18 protein-coding genes and 2 pseudogenes are annotated in these 20,176 nt (G+C 61.8%); 7 read left to right on the top strand and 13 right to left on the bottom strand.

Features of this window, described 5'->3' with window-relative positions:
• Window positions 1-200 precede the first annotated feature (200 nt).
• The 3 genes and pseudogenes from FJ428_RS19480 to FJ428_RS19470 form a co-directional block, all read right to left on the bottom strand.
• On the bottom strand, window positions 201-458 hold the full coding sequence (locus FJ428_RS19480; RefSeq protein ID WP_140560705.1) for a hypothetical protein: 258 nt from the start codon (window positions 456-458) through the stop codon (window positions 201-203).
• Between the two features lie 684 nt (window positions 459-1,142).
• On the bottom strand, window positions 1,143-2,678 hold the full coding sequence (locus tag FJ428_RS19475; protein WP_140560704.1) for an FAD-dependent oxidoreductase: 1,536 nt from the start codon (window positions 2,676-2,678) through the stop codon (window positions 1,143-1,145).
• Between the two features lie 256 nt (window positions 2,679-2,934).
• A pseudogene (locus tag FJ428_RS19470) lies at window positions 2,935-3,144 on the bottom strand (transaldolase family protein); the annotation flags it as partial.
• A gap of 327 nt (window positions 3,145-3,471) precedes the next feature.
• On the opposite strand from FJ428_RS19470, the gene FJ428_RS19465 reads away from it, so the two are divergent.
• The 3 genes from FJ428_RS19465 (at window position 3,472) to FJ428_RS30325 (ending at window position 4,653) form a co-directional block, all read left to right on the top strand.
• Entirely contained in the window at window positions 3,472-3,936 is a 465-nt protein-coding gene (locus FJ428_RS19465) for a group III truncated hemoglobin (RefSeq protein ID WP_140567969.1), read from the top strand.
• 61 nt (window positions 3,937-3,997) lie between these two features.
• Window positions 3,998-4,459, top strand: a complete 462-nt coding sequence (locus FJ428_RS19460; protein ID WP_140518192.1) for an Rrf2 family transcriptional regulator — start codon at window positions 3,998-4,000, stop codon at window positions 4,457-4,459.
• A gap of 50 nt (window positions 4,460-4,509) precedes the next feature.
• The gene (locus FJ428_RS30325; protein WP_181165452.1) at window positions 4,510-4,653 is read left to right on the top strand and encodes a hypothetical protein; all 144 of its coding nucleotides are present in this window, start codon (window positions 4,510-4,512) and stop codon (window positions 4,651-4,653) included.
• 307 nt (window positions 4,654-4,960) lie between these two features.
• On the opposite strand, the gene FJ428_RS19455 is transcribed toward FJ428_RS30325, so the two are convergent.
• From FJ428_RS19455 to FJ428_RS19420, 8 genes are all read right to left on the bottom strand, one after another.
• Window positions 4,961-6,196, bottom strand: coding sequence for a cyanate transporter (locus tag FJ428_RS19455; protein ID WP_224519095.1), 1,236 nt, complete (start codon window positions 6,194-6,196; stop codon window positions 4,961-4,963).
• On the bottom strand, window positions 6,193-6,852 hold the full coding sequence (locus FJ428_RS19450; protein WP_140622679.1) for an ankyrin repeat domain-containing protein: 660 nt from the start codon (window positions 6,850-6,852) through the stop codon (window positions 6,193-6,195). The genes FJ428_RS19455 and FJ428_RS19450 overlap by 4 nt, the downstream gene beginning before the upstream one ends.
• 5 nt (window positions 6,853-6,857) lie before the next feature.
• Entirely contained in the window at window positions 6,858-7,616 is a 759-nt protein-coding gene (locus FJ428_RS19445; RefSeq protein WP_140622677.1) for an aspartate/glutamate racemase family protein, read from the bottom strand.
• 85 nt (window positions 7,617-7,701) lie between these two features.
• Complete coding sequence (locus FJ428_RS19440) at window positions 7,702-9,144, bottom strand: amidohydrolase family protein (protein ID WP_140622675.1); 1,443 nt, start codon at window positions 9,142-9,144, stop codon at window positions 7,702-7,704.
• Window positions 9,144-10,868 (bottom strand): ABC transporter ATP-binding protein, encoded by a 1,725-nt coding sequence (locus tag FJ428_RS19435; protein WP_140879973.1) that lies wholly within the window; start codon window positions 10,866-10,868, stop codon window positions 9,144-9,146. The genes FJ428_RS19440 and FJ428_RS19435 overlap by 1 nt, the downstream gene beginning before the upstream one ends.
• Window positions 10,868-11,767, bottom strand: coding sequence for an ABC transporter permease (locus FJ428_RS19430; protein ID WP_140518197.1), 900 nt, complete (start codon window positions 11,765-11,767; stop codon window positions 10,868-10,870). The genes FJ428_RS19435 and FJ428_RS19430 overlap by 1 nt, the downstream gene beginning before the upstream one ends.
• On the bottom strand, window positions 11,767-12,732 hold the full coding sequence (locus FJ428_RS19425) for an ABC transporter permease (protein WP_140500709.1): 966 nt from the start codon (window positions 12,730-12,732) through the stop codon (window positions 11,767-11,769). The genes FJ428_RS19430 and FJ428_RS19425 overlap by 1 nt, the downstream gene beginning before the upstream one ends.
• 160 nt (window positions 12,733-12,892) lie before the next feature.
• Window positions 12,893-14,464, bottom strand: coding sequence for an ABC transporter substrate-binding protein (locus FJ428_RS19420; protein ID WP_140763908.1), 1,572 nt, complete (start codon window positions 14,462-14,464; stop codon window positions 12,893-12,895).
• Between the two features lie 159 nt (window positions 14,465-14,623).
• Here FJ428_RS19420 and FJ428_RS19415 point away from each other — a divergent pair, with 159 nt between their 5' ends.
• The 4 genes from FJ428_RS19415 to FJ428_RS19400 all read left to right on the top strand — a co-directional run bounded on the left by FJ428_RS19415 (window position 14,624) and on the right by FJ428_RS19400 (window position 19,562).
• On the top strand, window positions 14,624-15,994 hold the full coding sequence (locus FJ428_RS19415) for an amidohydrolase family protein (RefSeq protein ID WP_140763911.1): 1,371 nt from the start codon (window positions 14,624-14,626) through the stop codon (window positions 15,992-15,994).
• Between the two features lie 33 nt (window positions 15,995-16,027).
• Complete coding sequence (locus FJ428_RS19410; protein WP_140567944.1) at window positions 16,028-17,224, top strand: amidohydrolase; 1,197 nt, start codon at window positions 16,028-16,030, stop codon at window positions 17,222-17,224.
• Window positions 17,214-18,689: an amidohydrolase family protein gene (locus tag FJ428_RS19405; protein WP_140558788.1), complete on the top strand. Its 1,476-nt coding sequence runs from the start codon at window positions 17,214-17,216 to the stop codon at window positions 18,687-18,689. Before FJ428_RS19410 ends, FJ428_RS19405 begins: the two co-directional genes overlap by 11 nt.
• Window positions 18,690-18,845: 156 nt before the next feature.
• Window positions 18,846-19,562, top strand: coding sequence for a GntR family transcriptional regulator (locus tag FJ428_RS19400; protein ID WP_140500714.1), 717 nt, complete (start codon window positions 18,846-18,848; stop codon window positions 19,560-19,562).
• An 81-nt stretch (window positions 19,563-19,643) separates the two neighbouring features.
• Here the strand turns inward: FJ428_RS19400 and FJ428_RS30695 are convergent.
• Both FJ428_RS30695 and FJ428_RS19390 read right to left on the bottom strand, forming a co-directional pair.
• Window positions 19,644-19,781: pseudogene (locus tag FJ428_RS30695) on the bottom strand (adenine deaminase C-terminal domain-containing protein); the annotation flags it as partial.
• A gap of 113 nt (window positions 19,782-19,894) precedes the next feature.
• Entirely contained in the window at window positions 19,895-20,053 is a 159-nt protein-coding gene (locus FJ428_RS19390) for an IS3 family transposase (RefSeq protein WP_224519104.1), read from the bottom strand.
• Between the last annotated feature and the right edge of the window lie 123 nt (window positions 20,054-20,176).

Raw genomic sequence — 20,176 nt, 5'->3', positions numbered from 1 at the left:
GATGCCTGCCTGACAGCCTTGTCACTATAGATGGGCGGTCAACCCGGAGCGCTCAAGCCGCGCAGAATTTCCAGCTTTTGACAATGTGCATCCACGACTTGTGTATCACGATCAAATCGGCATGACCGGTTCAGTCGATCATTCTCAAGCCGCGAGCGGGTAGCACCGCCAAAGATCCACTCCCTGAACCTGCTGTGGCCTCAGGCGCCGGATATGGTCAGATCCGCATGCATCGCATCGGCCACATCAGCGATTGATCCACCATCAGATCTTTCCGGAAACACGTCAGCCTTCGCCGTTACGCCGTGGCTCGAAAGGAAGGCGACGATATTGTTCAGGCTGTTCCAGGTTTCATCGGTCGCGGCATCCTCGATCGTGATTGCACCAACCCCCTGAGCCATTTGCAAAAATGGCATGGCATCGGTAACCGGACGCTTCGCTTCACGCGTATCCTCCATCCGACAAGAACCTTGTTGCGGAAATTTCCTGGTTGGTCGAGGCGACGAAGACAGGCCGTCCTGCCTGGAGGATCAGGCTACCAGGTGGGTGGAACGATGAAAATTGCCAGAAGAGGCGCCCTCGGGCGACGCTGCAACGATGCCGGCTTGGCCAAGGGGAAAACGTCAACAGACACCCTGCCGCGCAACGCGGCTTCACAACGCGACAACCCTCAATGCCGGAGGTCTACCTGCACAGTTTCAAAAAAGTCGATGATGAACGGAACGATGGTTGTGGTGAGAAGTACGCCGGCCGACGTGATCGTGAATGTCCTCCCTACTCGAACATGATCCGAACGGTGCCTCTTTTGGCAATCAACAGTCTCCGAGCCTCTTGGATCCGCTCAGCCTGTTGTTTGGAATAAGGACCCATTGGCCGAGTCTTTTCATCGCCGCGACGGACCCTGCAGTACCAGCGGCCCCTGTCCGAAAAGATTTCGACCGAGGTCGGCGCCTCATCGGACGCTTCCCTGGCCACACCGGTAGCGAACTTGACGATCTTTGAATGAACGGCGTCCAATCCGTTGGTGGTGCTCGGTTCCTGTTGCATTGTGGACATAAGTCGAACTCCTTTCAGTCACAGCGACGCACCGCTGCGCCATACGGGTTGCACTGTCTATGGATCGCGGTGCCCAAGAGCGCTTGCTACCTTGCCATTTGGCGCTCCATTTCCATCTCCGCCCCTAGACTTTCGATGTCACGGAAGATCGAAGCGACAGCCAGCGTGCGCCCTTCGCGCTTGAAGCGCAGCAGGCAGTCCCTGGCACCGATGTCTCCATCGACAGCAATCTCGTCCCATTGCCCGGCATGGCCGACATAGTTGATAGGAACGTCGTAGTGCTGGCTCCAGAAGAACGGCACGGCCGCGAATTTCTCGCGATGCCCGAGCATGTTCAGGGCCGCGGTTTGCCCCTGCCTCTCTGCAACCACCCAATGCTCGACCCGAATGTTCTCGCCAGTGTGAGGATCCGGCCACCGCGCAATGTCGCCGGCCGCGAATATGTCCGGTGCGCTCGTCTCCAGAAAGGCATTTACGGCGACGCCGCGGTCAAGAGTGAGCCCCGCCCTTTCGGCAAGCCCGGTCCGCGGACGCACGCCGACGCCGGCGACGACGAAATCCGCCGTCAACATGTTGCCACTGCTTAGTTTCACTTTGTTGCCGTCGATGCTGCTCGCGGTGTCCTCGAGATGGAACACGACTCCATGCTCCTCATGGAGTGCGCGGATGAAGTCACCCATTTGCGGACCGAGGACCCGTTCCATGGGTCGTTTATCCGGCGCCACGACATGAACGTCGATATTGCGCGCGCGCAGCGCTGCGGCAACTTCCAAGCCAATGAAACTGGCGCCAAGCACAATGGCGCGGCGCGCAGTCGTGGCTCGCTCGATGATCACCTTGCAATCTGCAAACGAGCGCAGCGTGTGAACATGTGGCTGATCCGCGCCGGGGATGGAGAGGCGCACCGGTTCGGCCCCCGTGGCAAGTAGCAGTCTATCGTAAGGACTCCTGCTTCCATCAGCCAGAATGACCTCGCGAGAACGCAGGTCGATATCGACGGCCTTCGTATCGAGACGCAGGTCGATGTTGTTTTTTGAATAGAATTTCTGGCCGCGCAGCGGAATCCAATCCTCCGGGGCCTTCCCTGCGAGGTAGTCCTTGGAGAGATTCGGCCGGTCGACGGGCGGCGCATGGTCGTCGCTGATCATGACGATGCTGCCCTGGTACTGCTCTCGCCGCAGCATTTCGACCGCCGCGAAACCGGCCGCGCCGCCGCCGACAATGACGACTTTCTCGGGGCCCCCGCCCGCGCTTCCGCCGCGCGGCTTCGGCGCCGTCCGTTTGAGTTTCTCGCCCACGAATATCCGCCCATCGCGCTGTTCCACCGACCAGCAAGCGAGTGGATTGAAGGCAGGCGCTCGCAAGGCTTCGCCTGTGCGCAGATCGAAGCAAGCGTGGTGCCACGGACATCGAATGGAATCCGACACCACAAGACCGTCACCGAGCGGCCCGCCGTAATGTGTGCATGTCGCGCCGATGGCGAAGATCTCGGCCCCGCGGCGCACCAGCAACACCTGCTCGTCGCCGCAATGGCCGACAAGCTTTCCGCCATCCGGAAGGTCGGACAGCGCGATCCCCTGGACCAGATCCGGTCCGTTTGATTTGGTATCAGCTTCAGCCATATTCTCGTCCTTGGCGATCCGTGTCAAAACCGCTCGTGCGGCGAAGCGGCACACTGCTTCGGGGTACCTTCTGCCTGGCTAGTGCGCCTTCAGATTCTCAGCATTATCCGCGCCGACATTCCGACTGCGTCATGTACTGGGCTGAGTGGCTCAGACCGCAGTCTCCCGCTCTCGCGGACATCATGCAAACGAATTTAATCGATAGTTGAGTGCAGTTTTCATGATGGCTTTCCCTCCGCGATTCCACTGCGCACAACTACAAGATCGCCTGCCCAGTCTTTCCCCAGTCGGCAAGAAACGACTTGAGGCCCTTGTCGGTGAGTGGATGTCTGGCGAGGTTTCTGAGTATCGCTGGTGGTACGGTCGCGACATCCGCGCCTGCGATCGCCGCCTGTTTGACATGGAGTGGAGTGCGAATTGAGGACGCCAGGATTTCCGTCGTGAAGGATTTGCCGTTGTCGTAGATCGCACTTCAGGTTCGGGAGCGACTCCGGCTGGCACGGTCATCTGATGAGGCGTTAGCGACTCTCGAAACTGAGCCACATCGGGAATTCCCCGCCAATTTAGATACTTCCGGCCTCGGGCCTGGGGTGATGTCCAGGCAGTTCGGAAATGCCTAGGATTCAGGGGCTCGTCATTCGCCGCTTGGTCGGACAGACCCATTTCTGGTGCGGCACCACGGCGTCTTGCCACGCAATAAGATAGATTGACAATATATCTTATATAGAGGATCACATCGAAGAGCGAACCAAGGCTTCAGCCAGCTTGCGTCGGAGAAAACAGGAGCTTCGGAATGACCGCGAACGGTCGAAGCAAGAGAACAATCGTGGTCGACGGCGTGCCATTGCCCAACATACTCGACGAGGCAATGATCCGCAGTGTAGTCCACGGGTTTTATGACGAAATTCGCCGTGATGACCTTCTCGGTCCCATTTTCCACGATCGGATCGAGCCAGATAAATGGCCGCAGCATCTGGCGAAGATGTGTGACTTCTGGTCCGCTACTCTACTTCGGACATCCCGATACGACGGCAGGCCACTGCCGCCGCACCTGGTCATAGCCGGCCTCGGCGCGGCGCATTTCCGTCGCTGGCTAATATTGTTTCGGACAACGGTGCGTCGCATTTGCCCGGCCGAGGTGGCGACGCTTTTTATGGATCGCGCGCTGCGAATTGCTCACAGTTTCCGTCTCGCGATCGCCTTCAACCGCGGCGAGACCACGATCGGCATCGAACCTATCGTCGAGAGAGACTTGTGATGCACGACCGGTTTGTGAGTGGTTCCTACAATGCACGGCGATCGACAGGGAGCCGTGATTCATGCGGCTGACCAGCTTTTCGGATTATGCATTGCGGATGCTGATGTACACTGCCGCCGCCGGTAGCCGGCTTATAACGATCGAGGAGGTTGCCCGCACCTTCAACGTGTCGAAGACGCATCTGAACAAGGTCGCCAACACCCTGACCCGTGGCGGCTATATGAAGGCAATCCGCGGCCGTTCCGGTGGTCTCATTCTCGGGCGCCGGCCTGAGATGATCCGGATTGGCGATGTCGTGCGGTTAACCGAGCCGGATTTCGCGCTGGTCGAATGTTTCGCGACCGGAAACCGGTGTGTGCTAACCGCCTCCTGCAAGCTTTCAGGCATGTTTGACGAAGCGACAGCCTCCTTCCTGAACGTCCTTGACCGCTACACGCTCGCCGACATCACACTGATGCCCGAAGACTTCCTCGGCGGTCAGATACCACCCGTTCGCACCGGGGCGACACGCAAGACCGTATAGTGTTGCGCGGCTTCGACGCGCGCTGTTTTTGCTCGGATGTGAGATGGGCCATGGCTGAACCAAAGAAGAATGATCAACAGGTCACAAAGGACATTGATTCTGATATCGACCCGGACAACACTCTGCTGCCGATGCTTATCGGTGGGCTTGTCCTGATAGTTATCGGAGCGATCATCGTGATGATGTTTGTGTAGTTTCGCAACGATGGCGTGTGACTTTATCGGCCCGGCTGTTGTCTGGGCGCCTGCAACCCCAATTGCGATTTGGCGGATGGAGAACTGTCGGCCGAGGAGGGGAAGTACAGAGCGCGCGACCGGCGGGCGCTTGGACAGCGCATAGCCGGCGACGATGAGCTGCAGGAGGTATATCGTCGTCTGCGCCAACCCGGCCCCGATGATCCGGCAGAGCCGATCTCCACGGCCGAGATGCGGCGCAAGCGCCTGCTGCTCACCCCGCGGAGACGTACGTCGTCATTGAGTTCAGAACTTGCATTCCGCTTCGTTAAACTACCATTTCGCACTGCTCTTGTTCCGAGCCCCTCATGACGTCGGCGTACCGTTTTGGGTTGAAGTGCAGATAGAGAAACGCTGTGACGGTCACGCAGCCGAGATGCATGATCCATCCGCTGCTGAAGCTCCCGCTCCAGCCATGCAGGAGCGCGGTGGCGAATGGACCAAGCGCGGCGATCAGAAAACCGCCGCCCTGCATCAGCGCAGCCAGCGCGCCCGCCTGCTCCGGCCGCGGCAGATGATCGAGCGCCGTGACGATTGCAAGCGAGAAGCTTCCGCCAAGACCGGCCCCGCATATCCCCACCCACAGAACGGGCGACAGTGCGGGAAAAACCGCAAGTCCGGCAAAGCCCGCCGCCTGCAGCAGCAGCGTCAGCCAGAGCCAGGGACGGCGGTCGATGCCTCGACGCGCCAGGACAGGCAGCACCAGGGCCGAAGCCGCCTGGCAAATGGCCATCACGGCCACAAGGTTGCCGCTGGCGGCACTGCTCCATCCTTGCGCCTGGTAGTAGGGCGCAAGCCAGGCGACCATAGAGGAATAGCCGGAGTTGACCAAGCCGAAGGCCGCCATCAGAACCCAGGTCCGTGGGCGGCGAAGCAGAAAACCGGTCAAGGCGCGATCGGGTCTTGAAGCCTTGGCGTCGGACAGGACGCGGAATGCCGCGCACAGCGCAATGGCGGCGGGAGCCGCGAGCCAGGCAAGGGCTGCCCGCCAGTCGTATCCGTTGTTGACGAGCAGGGGCGCCAGACGTGCGCCGAGCGCCCCACCGCCCATGATCATGCAGGAATAGAGGCCGGTCACGGCGGGTGTGCTGGTCGGGAACTTTGCCTTGATGATCCCCGGAAACGCGGCCTGGATGAAGGCCACCCCCGCCCCGCAAAGTGCCGCCGTCAGGATCAACGACAGGCCGCCGGGCACGACAAGCCTGAGCAGCGAGCCCGCTGTCAGCACCGTTAGCGCCGCGAGCAGGCCCCGGCGCGTTCCGACGGCCGCCTGGATACCCGGTGCAACGAACGCACCGAGGCCCATCAGCAGCATCGGCAACAGCGTCAGCATGGCCAGGCTGCCATAGCCCATCCCGGTGTCGGCCACGATATCGACCAATATCGGTCCCGGCGCCGTCAGAAAGGGACGCAGGTTGATCCCGATTAGCACGACGAGGGCAAGCAGGGTCCATTGCCTGTCGGTTGCAGGCTGCGCGGTCATCGACATTTTCGCGCTGTTCATCTGGCGCCCGCTTGCACCAGCAGGGTTATCATCTGCGCATAGCCGTTCCTGCGCGCGTGCCGCAGCGGTGTCGCCCCGTCCTTGTCGGCGAGATTGACGTTGGCGCCGGCCTCGATCAGCCGCCTCACGATCTCGACATGACGCTGCCCGCCATCGCCGAGGATGATGGCCTCCAGCAACGCGGTCCAGCCGAGCTTGTTGACGTGATCGACATCAATACCGGCATCGATCAGCGCGCCGACGGTCTCGACATGTCCGCGTTCGGCAGCGGGAATGAGCGCGGTACCGCCATAGCGATTGGTGCTCTTCAGGTCGGCGCCGTGCGCAAGCGTCATCTTCAGGATATCGAGATGCCCGCGCGCGCCGGCGTAGAGATATGGACTATCCTGGATATCGTCCTTGGCGTTGACGTCCGCGCCAGCCTCGATGAGAGTCCTGGCAGCGCTGACCTTGTTGCCGTGGGTCGCGACGAGAAGAGCCGTGCGGCCGTTCTCGTCGCGCGCGTCGATCCGGGCTCCCTCGGAAACAAGCATCTTGATCATGGAGACATCGTCATTTGCCGCAGCCGAGTGAAGCCTTGTCTCATTCATGTTCTGCCCCAACGCTATCAATGGAATGCAGGCGACGATGACGCCCAAAAGTCTGCGCTCGATCATCGGCATCAGCCCCCCGACAGGCCAAGGGTGGAAGCCGGGCAGGTTGCCGCGGCGAGCGAAGCTGTCATGCTCCGCCGAGAGGTGGCGAAAGCATCCTGCCTGGGACGGAGCTCCAGGCCGACGAGCAATTCCGCGAGCCTGACAGCCGCCGACACCCCTTCGACGACCGGGACACGGTGAAGGCTCGCCAGTCGCCTCGCCATGTCGGCCATGCCGGCGCAGCCAAGCACGATGGCGTCGGCACGATCGACCCGCAGCGCCTCCTGGATTTCTTCGCTGATGATCGACAAGGCCGCCTCGCCATTAGCTTCCAGCGCCAGGACGGGAACGCCGCTCGCCCGCACGGTGGCGAATGGCGAAAGGCCGTAGCGAACCAGATTGTCCTCGAGAATGGGAACGGAAACCGGCAAGGTGGTAATCACCGTGAAGCGCCTCGCCACGATGCTGGCGACACGGGCGGCAGCCTCGCCTATGCCGATGACCGGCTTGCGCGTCAGCATCCGCGCAGCGTCGAGTCCGGTATCGTCGAAGCAGGCGATGATATAGGCGTCCACGGCGTCACTGCGCTCGGCCCCTTCGATACGGTCGAGAAGACCCGGGACCGCCTTCGCGCCATCGATCGCGCCTTCGATGGAAGCCGGGCCGCTGTCGTTCTGCATGGCGATGATTTCGGTACCCGCCTGCGCGGTTCGCCGCGCCGCGACGGCGATGGATGCCGTCATCGACACGGTCGAATTGGGATTGATGATGCCGATGCGTACCATGCGAAAAATTCCTGAAGCCGCCGCCCGGCCGAACGTGCATCGCTGCCGTTCCGCATCGCTGATGGGACTGTCTCGATATTGAAGCCTATTCGATCAGATCCGTGTCGCGGCTGTGCCGCCAGAACCGGTCCGGGGTCCTGAGCAGATCGCGCAGGCCCAGCCGCTCAATCATCAGTTCCGTCTCCCGTTGCGCAGCATCGAGCACGGCATCCTGATCGACATGAACCGGCTTGCGGTCGCGCAACAGCACGCGTCCGCCGACCAGCACGGTGTGGACGTCGTTGCCGTTGGCAAAATAGGTGACACGGAATTCCGGCATGTTGGCCGGGTAGAGATGCGGGCGCCGCAAGTCGACCAGAATGACATCGGCCTTCTTGCCCGGCTCCAGCGATCCGACCTGATGGTCGAGGCCCAGGACACGCGCGCCGTCGATGGTGCACATCTCCAGCGTCTTGCCCGGCGGAAGCCAACTCGGATCGTGGAAATGGGTGCGATGATAGTGCATGCATTGCTGCATATGACGGAACATGTCCGCGGAGCGGTCCGGCGCCGTCGCATCGGAGCCGATGGCCACCACGACGCCGGCATCGAGAAGTTCCGTGACCGGGCAGCGCGCGAGAATGGCGGCCACGGCGCTCGGATTGTGCACGATGCTCGTGCCGGTTTCGGCGCAGATCGCTATTTCCTCATCAGTCAGGGCGGTCGCATGCGACAGCAGTGTGCGCGGCCCCAGAATGCCGATCTCCCTGGCGATCTTCACGCTGCCCTTGGTATGACCATCCTGGGTGAAGATCAGGCCGCGCTGTTCGGCGATCTGCCTGACCTTGCGCGATTGCGCGATGGCGTCCCCTGCCCCGGGACCATCAAGATGTTCCTGATGCATGGTCGGCGTCAGCAGGGCGAGATGCAGACGATCCTCGTGGGTGCCGTGCCAGCGGTCGGCCAGCTTTTGCGAGGTGGCAAGCTGCTGGTCGAATGACACTGGATAATCGGCACGGCTGGCGCCTTCCCAACGTGCATAGGTCAGGGGGTGCGGCGGGCGCGTGGTGCCGACGGCGACCACGGAGCGCGTGCCGATGCCAAGCACGCCTTCCATATGGGCGTTGCCATAGGCTGGATCGTCGGTGCGCATGACCGAATCGCCGCCGCCCAGCAAGGACACGCCGGTCGTCACGCCGAAACGCAGGCGTTCCAGCGCCGCAAGCTGCGCTTCCGCATGCCAGAATTCCGGCGTCGAACCCACCGTATAGGCACCTTGGCATGCCCTGTACCAGAGGTCGCTGCGGCCGCCGCCCATCGTCTTGATCAGCCCGTGCCCGGCATGGGCGTGGCTGTCGACGAAGCCTGGCATGACGGCCATGCCGCGGGCGTCGATCGTCTCGCGCGCCGGATGGTCCCGCGCCACGTCTTGCGAAGCGCCGACGGCCACGATGCGGTCTCCCTCGATGGCTACGGCGCCATCGGGAATGATCCGCCGATCGGGATCGACAGCGATGACGGTGCCGTTTCTGATCAGAATGTCTGCCATCACAGGCTCGCTTCTCTTTTTTCGCTGCAAAGGATGCGGTCGAGCGAAGGCGCGAGGCGCAGGAGTTCGCGCGTGTATTCGTGAGTGGGCGCGGAGAACAATGTTTCGGTATCCGCGAGTTCGACGATCTCGCCGCCTTTCATCACGGCGACCCGGTCGCACATCTGCCGTATCACCGCGAGGTCGTGGCTGATGAACAGCATCGACAGCCCGGCAAGATCTCGTAGGTCCTTCAACAGGTTGAGAATTTGCGCCTGCACCGACACGTCGAGCGCCGAGGTCGGCTCGTCGCAGATCAGCAGCGATGGCCGGGGGCCGAGCGCCCTCGCAATCGCGATGCGCTGGCGCTGGCCGCCTGAAAAGGCATGGGCGAACCGAGAGCCGGCCTGCGCCGGCAGGCCCACCGCCTCGAGCAATGTCTCGGCGTCCAGGCGCGCTTCCGCCGTGCTGGAGGCAAGCTTGTAGAACAGGATTGGCTCCGCGATCGCCGAATTGATCCGCAGTCTTGGATTGAGGGCCGAATACGGATCCTGGAAGACCATTTGCAGTGACTTGCGCACGGTTTTGTCGCGACGGGCGGCCAATGCCGTGCCCTGAAACTCTATGGTTCCCGAACTCTGCGCCACGAGACCGGCAATGGTGTTGGCGACCGTGGTCTTGCCGCAACCGGACTCGCCGACAAGCCCGAAGATTTCGCCGCGGCGCACCTCGAAGGAGACGTCCTTCACGGCCTTGAAGACCGATGCCTTGCGGCCCGGGATGAACGAGCGCTGGCCGTATTCCACGCAAAGATTGCGTACCGTCAGCGCGGCTTCGCCGTTGCGCCCCGCAGCGGTGCCGGTGTTCTTGGAGCGCACGGCTTCGCGCGCCTCCAGTGTCGTCTTCGTTTCCTCGCTTGGGACCGGCAGACGGTCAAGGCGAATGTCGATCGGCGGAACGGCGGCGATCAGCGTGCGCGCGTAAGGCGCCTTGGGCGCCGTCAGCACATCGCGTGTCAATCCACTCTCGACCACGCAACCGTTCTGCATGATCGTGACCCGGTCGGCAATTTCCGCAACCACGCCCATATTGTGGGTAACCAGCAGGACGCCGACGCGGCGATCATCGGCAAGTTCGCGGATCAACTTGAGGATTTGCGCTTGCACCGACACGTCGAGCGCCGTCGTCGGCTCGTCGGCGACGATCAGCCTTGGGTCGCAGGCAAGTGCGGTGGCGATGACGACACGCTGGCGTTGGCCGCCCGACAATTGATGCGGATAGTTGCCCAGCCGGCGTTCCGGCTCGGGAATGCCGACGGCTCTCATCAATTCGAGCGCACGGGCCCTGGCTTCGCGGCGCCCGATCTTCAGATGCGCCAGCATGCCTTCGCACAACTGGCTTTCCACGGTGAAAAGCGGGTTCAGGCTTGTCATCGGATCCTGAAAGATCGCGCCGACGTCACGGCCTGGAATGATCCCCTTGGTGCGACCGGTTCGGATGTCGATCGACTTGCCCGCTATGGTGATGGTGCCGGAAGCAATCCTGCCGGGAGCCTGCAACAAACCCATCAGCGCATTGCCGACGGTGGTTTTTCCCGCACCGGATTCTCCCACCAGCGCATGTATCTCGCCGGGCCGGATCGTCAGGTCGATGTCGTCGACGGCAGCGAGAATGCTGCCGTTGGCAAGCGGATATTCGACCCGCAGATTCCTGATGTCGAGTGCGTGTGGCGTTGTGTTTTTCATCAGTTCGCCATCAGTTTGGGGTTGAAGCGATCGCGCAGGTAATCGCCGATTATGTTGACTGCCAGAACCAGGACGACCAGCACGACGGCGGGCATAACGGCGATCCACCACAGGCCAGAGAACAGGAACTCGTTGCCGATGCGGATCAGCGTGCCGAGCGAGGGATAAGTGGCCGGCATGCCGGCGCCGAGGAACGACAGGGTCGCCTCGGTCAGGATCGCGCCCGCCAGATTGATGGTGGCGATCACCATGACGGAGCTCATCACGTTGGGCAGGATGTGCCGCATCATGATGCGGCGGGACGGAAGACCGATGACCTTGGCGGCTCGTACATAGTCGCGGGAAATTTCCACCATGCTGGAGGCCCGCACGGTGCGGGCATATTGCACCCATTCGTTGACGGCGATCGCGAAGATCAGGATGACCGGTGCCCAGCTCGAGACCGTATCGGCGCTCAATTGCGCGCGGGCTATGCCGCTGATCAGAAGCGCGACGAGGATCGTCGGAAAGCTCACCAGAACATCGGCGATCCGCATCACGATGCTGTCGATGATACCGCCGAAATAGCCGGCTATCGATCCCAGCGTGACGCCTATGGCAGCGGCCAACAATACCGCCCCGGCGCCGATCAGCATCGATATGCGCAGGCCGAAGAGGATGACCGAGACCAGATCGCGTCCCTGATTGTCGGTGCCCAGCAGGAAGCGCGGATCGCCACCGTCCATGAACACGGGCGGGATTTCCATGTCGATCAGCGAATATGAGGAGACATCGCGCGGATCGATGGGTGCGATCAACGGAGCGAAGATCACCAGCACCAGCATGGTCACCAGGATCAAGCCAGCGATCATGACCGAGATGGGAGGAAGCCTGCGCGACAGAGATACCTGCGTTGCCATCATTTTGTCCTCAGCCGCGGATCGATCAATGCGTAGAGCATGTCGACGACCATGTTGATCACGACGAACAGGAAGCCGACGAACAGCAGATAGGCCGCGAGGACGGGGATGTCCGGATAGCCGACGGCGTTGGTGAAAAGCAGCCCCATGCCCGGCCACTGAAAGACGGTTTCGGTGACAATGGCGAAGGCGATGAGTTGTCCGATCTGCAGCCCGGTGACGGTCACGACCGGCATCAAGGCATTGCGCAGCGCCAGACGGCCGTAGATGTAGCGGCGGGGCAGACCGCGCGCGAAGGCGAAGCGGACATAGTCCGAAGAGAGCACGTCGATCATCTCGGAGCGCACGAGGCGCATGATCAGCGTCAACTGGAACAGCGCCAGTGTGATCGAAGGCAGGATCAGCGATTTGAGGCCGGAGGCCGTCAGGAAGCCTGTCTTCCAGAAGCCGAGATCGACAAGCTCGCCACGCCCCGAGGACGGCAGCCAGCGCAGACTGACGGCGAAGATCAGGATGAGCAGCAGGCCGGTGACGAATGTCGGCATGGATATCCCGACGAGGGTCAGCGACTGGATCAGCCGCGACAGAAAGCCGTTCGGCTTCAGGGCGCAGAGAACCCCCGTCGGGATGCCGATGAACAGCGACAGGAGGGTCGCGACCACGACCAGTTCCAGCGTTGCGGGAAGCCTGGTCAACAGCAGGCTGACGACAGGCTCCTGGTAGCGAAAGCTGGTGCCGAGGTCGCCATGAAGCGCGCGCCCGACGAATTCGAGGAACTGTACGAAAAGTGGCCTGTCGAGTCCGAGAGCGACGCGCAAGGCATCCTTCTCAGCCTGGCTCGCGCCTTCGCGCACCATCGTGGCGACCGGATCGCCGACGAAACGGAACATGATGAAGGCGATGGCGGTTACGGCAACCATCACGAGGATGGCCTGCAACAGCCGCACCGATAGAATCCGGATCATCAGGAAAAACCTTTCAAGAAGCGCGGATCGAGACAGGCGGGGCTTGCGCCACCGCTGGAGCAGCTCGCGATCCACCACGGATAGCAGGCGCTCCAACCGAGTCAGGCGTGTCCGCGAAAGCTCCCTCGCAAGCGCGGGCACGCCTTACCGGCGCATTTTCCTAGTTCATATGCGCGAACCAGGGACGCACATACTCGTCGGGGAATTGCGGCATGTCGACCTTGTCGCTCATCGCCCAGGCGACCGGCTGCTGGTGCAGCGGCAGATAGAGGGCCTCATCATGCGTGATCTTGAAGGCCGCCTTCAGCATATCCACCCGCTTGGCCTCGTCGAGTTCGGTCGATGCCGAACGGGCCAATTGGTCAATCTTGGCGTTGGAAAGCCCGTTGGGGTTGCTGCCGCCATAATTGCCGTCATTGGTCGCCAGCAAGGCTTGCAGCACGCTGTAGCCATCCATCGGCGGTAGCGAGGCCCATCCGAGCATATAGATATCGAGATCGCCCTTATCCATTCGAGGGAAATAGGTCGTCTTGCTTTCGACGTGCACGTCGGCCTCGACGCCGATCTTGGCCCACATCGACGCGATTGCCAGGCAGATCTGTTCGTCGGCGATGTAGCGGTCGTTGGAACAGGCCAGTCCAACCTTGAAGCCGTCGGGATAGCCGGCTTCCGCCAGCATGGATTTCGCCTTCGCGACATCATAGTCCAGCGCTACGTCGATCGACTGATCGTAGCCGGTGACCTGTGGCGCGACCAGTGTGCCGGAGGTGCGCGACTTTCCGCGCATCAAACGCTTCTGGATCGTGTTCAGGTCGACCGCGTGCCAAAGCGCCTGGCGCACTTTCACGTTCAGCAGCGGATTGGGCTTGCCGGGCGCTGCATGAAGCTCCGGCCGGAAGCTGAAGCCGAGAAAGATCTCGCGCAGCGACGGGTTCTCGACAACCTTCAGGCCGGCGGTGTTGGCGACCCGGTCGATGTCCTGCAACGGGACCGGCGCGATCATGTCGAGTTCGCCCGAAAGCAGCGCCGCGACGCGCGTGGCGTTCGAAGCGATCGGGCGGAATTCCACCCCCGTCAGATTGTGCTGCGGCTTGTCCCACCATTCCTTGTTGACGGCGAAGACCGAGCGCGAGTCCGGCTCGTAGCTGACCAGCTTGAACGCGCCGGTGCCATTGGCATGATTGCTGGCGTAGGTGACGACCCCCGTTGAGGCATTGCCGGGCTTGAGGGCATTGTGCTCCTCCATCCATGGCTTGCTCATCATGTAGATGGCGACGAGATCGTTCAGGAGCAGCGGATAGGGTCCGCGCAGGATCAGGTCGACCGTGTAGTCGTCGACCTTCTCGACGCCGGTTACGGCGGAGAGGTTTTCTCGGTTGCGCGCGCCGGGATCGATCTGACGTTGGATGGTGGCGACGACATCGTCGGCATTGAAGGGTTGACCTTCGTGGAACTTGACGCCCTGCCGCAGCTTGAAGCGCCAGCGCGTCGGCGAGACGATCTCCCAGGAGGTCGCAAGCGCAGGCTCGATAGCCATTTCCTTGTTGCGGCGCACCAACCCGTCGAACACCATGTTCTGGACGCTCTGGGTAAAACTGTCGACCTGGGCATTCGGATCGTACGAAATGACGTCGCCGGCCGATGACCAGCGCAGTGTCTGTGCAAGCGAAGGCGCTGTCACCGACATTACCATCGCAAGTCCGGCGAGCAGGACCCTAACGCATTTTCTCATTTTCTTCTCCCATTTGTATACGAAGTTTCCGATCTATTGGATACCATTTATCCCCATTGATATCGTACACACATTGTGCACAATATCAAGGCAGGCATGTTCGATTTCGTTTCTCATGTGCAAAACCGCTCAAGTGACCGTTCCGAAAAGGGATTCCGAATGACCCAGGCCTTGCTGATAGAAAACGGTGTCATCGTCACCATGGATGCGGGGCGCCGGATTTTCTCGAGGGGTCATGTCCTGGTGGAGGATGGCCGGATCGTCACCGCCGGCGACGGCGCGGCCCCCGCCACAGATCAGAAGGTGGCGCGCATCGATGCTTCGGGAATGGTTGTCATGCCGGGTCTCGTCGACACGCACGCGCATGCGGGTCACATGCTGACCAAAGGCCTGGGAGACGATTCCGAAGCCTGGATGACTATCGCGGGGCGTATCTATGCAGAGGCGTCGGATACGGAATTCTGGGCAGCCGAGGCCACATTGTCGGCCCTTGAGCGCATAAAATGCGGAACGACCACCGCTGCCCTGCTGTTTGGCGGCGGGCCGGACATCATGCGCACCGAGGCGCCGGGGGCAGCACGGGCACATCTTGCCGCCATCGCCGAAATGGGAGTGCGCGAGATACTCGCCGTCGGGCCGAACCGGCCGACCTCGTCCCATGTCTATCGGGACCACGCATACGTTCCGTATGTCGAAATCACCATTTCGCCGGAAACCCAGTTGGCAGTGTGCGCGGAAATCATCGATGATTGGGCTGGTCGCGATGGCCGGGTGCGGATTGCGGTCTCTCTCCCGGTATTCACTCGGCGCGAACTTGACGAACAAACGGTATACAATCTGTCCCGCAATGCTCGCGACCTTGCTCGCGCAAAAAACGTGCTGTTCATCCAGGATGGTCATCGCGACGGTTCCATCGCCGCCAATGCGGAACGGCTCGATCTGTTCGACGAGCATTCGCTGCTGGCGCACTGCATCGAACTGACCGAGGCAGACATCGCCGCGCTGAAACGCAGCCACGCCAAGGTGGCGCATAATCCAAGTGCTCTGATGTCGGTTTCGGGCCGTTGTCCGGCGACGGAACTGATGGAAAGGGGTGTCACCGTGTCGCTCGGCACCGACGCGGCGGCGCCCGATCGCTCTTTCGACATGTTCCGCAACATGTTCCAGGCGCACCGCTATCATGCCCGGCACTTCAGGAACGATGCGGTCCTGCCGCCGATGCAATTGCTGGAGATGGCGACCATCGAGGGCGCGCGTGCCCTGTCGATGGAGAACGAAATCGGCTCGCTGGAACCGGGCAAGCGCGCCGACATCATCCTGGTCAACATGCGCCAGCCGCATCTGTGGCCGCCGGCGCACCCCGCGCAGCGGCTGGCACGCTTCGCCAACGGCGCGGATGTTGACACGACGATCGTCGACGGGCGTGTCCTCATGCGTGGACGCCGCCTCGTCGATCACGATGAAGACGCCATTCTGGATCGCGCCGAAGGAGCCTTCCATCTGATGATGAAACGCGCCGGGCTGGCATAGGCCGAGTTCCGGGGCGCAAACAGGGAGACCCAGATGACCGAAGACCTTCTCATTCGCGATGTCAGGCCCTTGGGCGGCGCTGTCACGGACCTCTACATTCGCGACGGTCGGTTCGCGCAAGCAACCAGCGGGAAAGCGGCGCATGAAATCGACGGGCTTGGACAGGTTGCCCTGCCCGGCCTGGTCGAGGCGCACACGCATCTCGATAAGACGCTTGTCGGCATGGACTGGTTTCAGAACCGTGTGGGACCCACGCGCAACGACAGGATCCTGGCCGACAGGAAGGCCAAGCGGGAACTCGGCATCGATGCGCGCAGGCAATCGGCGCGTCAGATCGTGCAGACGCTGGCTTTCGGCGTGACGCATATCCGCAGCCATGTCGATGTGGATACGGAAATCGGCATTACCAACATCGAGGGTGTCGTTGCAACGCGCGAAGCCTTCAAGGGATTGGTCGACGTGCAGGTCGTCGCCTTCCCGCAAAGCGGCATGCTGGGACGCGAAGGCACGCAGGCGCTGATGGAGGACGCATTGAAGGCGGGGGCCGATATTGTCGGCGGCATCGACCCGGCAACGATCGAGCGGGATCCGGTTCGCCACCTGGACGCAATCTTCGCGCTCGCGGATCGATACGGCAAGCCGGTCGACATTCATCTGCACGAACCGGGAGAATTGGGCGCCTTCTGCCTTGAGCTGATCGTCGAACGGACCAAGGCGCTCTCCCTTCAGGGCCGCGTCATGGTGAGCCATGCCTATTGTCTCGGCATGCTGGACACGCATAGGCAGCACACGTTGATCGACGCGCTGGCGGCTGAAGACATCGCCGTCATGACGGTCGGCAGCCCATCCGCGCCGGCGGTTCCGCTGCGCATGATGCGCCAGTCCGGCCTCGTCGTGGCATCCGGTTCCGACGGCATCCAGGGCACCTGGGAGCCATGGGGCAATGGCGACATACTGGAGCGGGCCAAATATCTTGCGCAGCGCAACGGCATGACCAACGATGCCGATCTGGAAGAGACGGCGCGCGTTTGCACCTTTGGCGGCGCGCAAGGTATCGGCCTGACGGATTATGGGCTTTCGCCCGGTTGCCACGGCGATGTCGTGCTGGTTTGCGCGCGGACCCTGGCGGAAGCCGTGGCCCTGACCCCACGGAAGCGCACGGTCATCCGCGGCGGCCGCGTGCTCGTGCGTGACGGTGCGCTGGCCGGAGATCTGCCCGATGTCGCATAGTCGTCGGACGAACCAGCGTGACGACGGACCCGTCCTGCTCACCGCACGATGGGTTGTCGGCCACCGGGACGGGCGCCATGTCCTTCTGGAGAATGGCGAGGTCGTCCATGAGAACGGCAGGATCGTCTTCGTCGGCCATCGCTACGGCGGGCCTGTAAAGCGGCGGATCGATCATGGCAGGGCGCTGATCGGCCCGGGTTTCATCGATCTGGATGCGCTTTCGGACCTGGATACGGGCGTGCTCGGCCTCGATCATCAACCCGGCTGGAAGAAGGGCCGCGTCTGGCCGCGCGACTATGTGGAAGCCGGGCCGGTAGAAATGCTGGCGCGCGAGGAGCTGACGTTTCAAAAACACTATGCCTTCGCGCAACTCATCCGCAACGGCATCACTACTGCATTGCCGATCGCATCGCTGTTTTATCGTGCATGGAACGAGACATCGGACGAATTCGCATCCGCCGCCGAAAGCGCCGCAGAGTTGGGCCTTCGCGTCTATCTCGGGCCTGCCTTTCGCGCCGGCCATTCCGTCATCGAAGCGGATGGCGGCATCGTCGTCGAGGTGGACGAAGAGCGCGGCGCGGAGGGTCTGGACGGGGCCGTTGCCTTTTGCCTGGAGCACGAAGGGGGCTTCGGCGGATTGGTGCGAACCATGCTTGCACCGGACCGTGTCGAGTTCTGGACCGCCGACCTGTTGCGCAGGACCGCCAATGCCGCGCGAGACCTCGGCGTGCCGGTCCGTCTGCATTGCTGCCAGTCTTCATTCGAGATCGAGACAGTGCGTCGCCGGTTCGGCACGACATCCGCCCGCTGGCTCCAGGACATCGGCTTTCTCAGCGAAAGAGCGTTGTTGCCGCATGGCACCCACGCCGACGGCGATGATCTCGAAATCATCGCCGGTTCGGGTGCCACATTGGTGCATTGCCCGCTGGTGATGGCGCGGCATGGCGCGGCGCTCGACAATTTCGCCCGCCTTCGCGGCCAGGGTCTGCGCATCGGCATGGGCACGGACACCTGGCCACCCGACATGGTGCAGAACATGCAGGTCGGCCTGATGCTCGGCCGCGTCATGGCGGGCAATCTGGAGACGCCGAAATCAGCCGATCTCTATGACGCGGCAACGATTGGCGGCGCCGACGCGCTCGGCCGGTCGGACCTGGGACGTTTGCAGGCGGGAGCAGCCGCCGACATCGTCGTGTTCGACCTGTCCGGCAACCATCTGGGACAGGTCCTCGATCCGATCGCCTGCCTGACGACGTCCGCAAGCGGACGCGATGTGCACACGGTCATCATTGACGGGCGCACCGTGATGAGCGCCCGAACCATTCCGGGTTTCGATCTCGATGCAGCCCACCAGCGCGCACAGGCCCAGTTCGAACGGCTTGTCCAGCGTTATCCGCAACGCACCTGGCGACATCCGACGGTCGCCGAGATTTTCCCTCCCAGCTATCGGATGTTCATGGCATGAGGGCTCCAGAAACGACACACAACGATTGGAATAAACCTTGATGGCACGCGAGCCGACGGCATTGGCCCTCGACGCCGGGCCGTTTGCATCTCTAAACTCCGGCTTTGCGGATGCTTTTCTCCTTGTGTGCTTGGATATGAATTTTCAGGATCGGTCATGACAATCAACATTCGCAATAAAAATCCGAAATCCGCCGTATCCAAGTCCGACGCGGTCTATCGCACGTTGAAGCGCGTCATACTCGACCAGGCGCTGACCGCGGGAACAAAGCTGCCTGAGGATTCGATCGGCGAGCGGCTGGGCGTCAGCCGCACCATTGTCAGGCAGGCGCTGGCAAGGCTGAACGGCGAAGGCCTGGTCGAATTGCGCCCGCACAAGGGCGCCTGCGTCGCGCAGCCGAGCCTGGAGGAAGGCCACAATATATTCGAGGTGCGGCGGGCGCTTGAAGCGCTGGTGGTCGACACGCTGATCGGCAAGCTGACGCCGCAAAAGATCAAACAGCTCGAAGCTCATGTCGACGCGGAAGAGATGGCCAAAGCCAACAATGCCGCGTCGTCGATTCAGCTGGCCGGCGAATTTCATGTGCTGCTTGCCTCGCTCACCGGAAACGAACTGTTGCTGCGCTATGTCACGGAACTCGTTTCGCGTTCATCGCTCATCCTGTCGCTCTACGGACGGCCGCATTCGTCCGACTGTGCCGTATCCGAGCATCACGAGATCATTGCCGCCCTGGCCGCGGCTGACCGGAACAAGGCTGCTGCCTTGATGGACCATCATATTGATGCAATCACCACACGTGCACTGCTGAAAGCGAAACCCGAAAATGACTTTCCGGACCTTCTTGCTGCCTATGCGCGGGAGGAAGGGCTATGATTTATTGGATGAATGCCGAAGAGACGAGGAGTGACCCGAAAATGATCAGGACGAAGGTGATGTCAGGTTAAATCCGCCTCCTCATGCGGTCGTGGCGACCAGCACTTCGGTCGGCTGGAACTTCAACACATCGATCAGTCCGATGTCGGAGATGCGCAATTCCGGGATGACGACAAGCGCCAGCAGAGAGTGCTGCATATAGGCATTATTGAGGGCGCAAGCGCGCGTCGATCGACCGGCCGATGGCGTAACCAACGACCTTGCGTGACCAGGCACCAGAATGACCGCGACGTAGACGAAGCCCGCCGCAATCGTCACGTACGTTATGTCGCTCACCAGAGCCGGTTCGGGCCGTCGGGTGTCACGTTCTTCGCCAGGTTCGGGAAGATCGGCAACGCGTGATCGCTGTCCGTAGTGGCGATGAAGCGCCGCCTGATCCTGGGCTGCAGATCGTGCTCGCGCATCAACCGTCTGACCTTCTTATGGTTGATCGCGCGATCCCATCAGCCGGCATCCTTCGGCGATGGAGACACCGCCGGGCCGGTGATCACGGATGTAGTCCCGCTTCTCGGACGTGGTGCGCTTTTCAGAGCCCCCTTTAGAAACTCAATTTC

The sequence above is a fragment of the Mesorhizobium sp. B2-8-1 genome (assembly GCF_006440955.1).
Taxonomy (GTDB): Bacteria; Pseudomonadota; Alphaproteobacteria; order Rhizobiales; family Rhizobiaceae; genus Mesorhizobium.
This window is presented reverse-complemented; position numbering and strand designations above follow the sequence as displayed.

Coding starts and splice junctions, on each gene's coding strand:
- FJ428_RS19480 (WP_140560705.1), bottom strand. CDS start 458: ATGGAGGATACGCGTGAAGCGAAGCGTCCGGTTACCGATGCCATGCCA.
- FJ428_RS19475 (WP_140560704.1), bottom strand. CDS start 2,678: ATGGCTGAAGCTGATACCAAATCAAACGGACCGGATCTGGTCCAGGGG.
- FJ428_RS19465 (WP_140567969.1), top strand. CDS start 3,472: ATGACCGCGAACGGTCGAAGCAAGAGAACAATCGTGGTCGACGGCGTG.
- FJ428_RS19460 (WP_140518192.1), top strand. CDS start 3,998: ATGCGGCTGACCAGCTTTTCGGATTATGCATTGCGGATGCTGATGTAC.
- FJ428_RS30325 (WP_181165452.1), top strand. CDS start 4,510: ATGGCTGAACCAAAGAAGAATGATCAACAGGTCACAAAGGACATTGAT.
- FJ428_RS19455 (WP_224519095.1), bottom strand. CDS start 6,196: ATGAACAGCGCGAAAATGTCGATGACCGCGCAGCCTGCAACCGACAGG.
- FJ428_RS19450 (WP_140622679.1), bottom strand. CDS start 6,852: ATGATCGAGCGCAGACTTTTGGGCGTCATCGTCGCCTGCATTCCATTG.
- FJ428_RS19445 (WP_140622677.1), bottom strand. CDS start 7,616: ATGGTACGCATCGGCATCATCAATCCCAATTCGACCGTGTCGATGACG.
- FJ428_RS19440 (WP_140622675.1), bottom strand. CDS start 9,144: ATGGCAGACATTCTGATCAGAAACGGCACCGTCATCGCTGTCGATCCC.
- FJ428_RS19435 (WP_140879973.1), bottom strand. CDS start 10,868: ATGAAAAACACAACGCCACACGCACTCGACATCAGGAATCTGCGGGTC.
- FJ428_RS19430 (WP_140518197.1), bottom strand. CDS start 11,767: ATGGCAACGCAGGTATCTCTGTCGCGCAGGCTTCCTCCCATCTCGGTC.
- FJ428_RS19425 (WP_140500709.1), bottom strand. CDS start 12,732: ATGATCCGGATTCTATCGGTGCGGCTGTTGCAGGCCATCCTCGTGATG.
- FJ428_RS19420 (WP_140763908.1), bottom strand. CDS start 14,464: ATGAGAAAATGCGTTAGGGTCCTGCTCGCCGGACTTGCGATGGTAATG.
- FJ428_RS19415 (WP_140763911.1), top strand. CDS start 14,624: ATGACCCAGGCCTTGCTGATAGAAAACGGTGTCATCGTCACCATGGAT.
- FJ428_RS19410 (WP_140567944.1), top strand. CDS start 16,028: ATGACCGAAGACCTTCTCATTCGCGATGTCAGGCCCTTGGGCGGCGCT.
- FJ428_RS19405 (WP_140558788.1), top strand. CDS start 17,214: ATGTCGCATAGTCGTCGGACGAACCAGCGTGACGACGGACCCGTCCTG.
- FJ428_RS19400 (WP_140500714.1), top strand. CDS start 18,846: ATGACAATCAACATTCGCAATAAAAATCCGAAATCCGCCGTATCCAAG.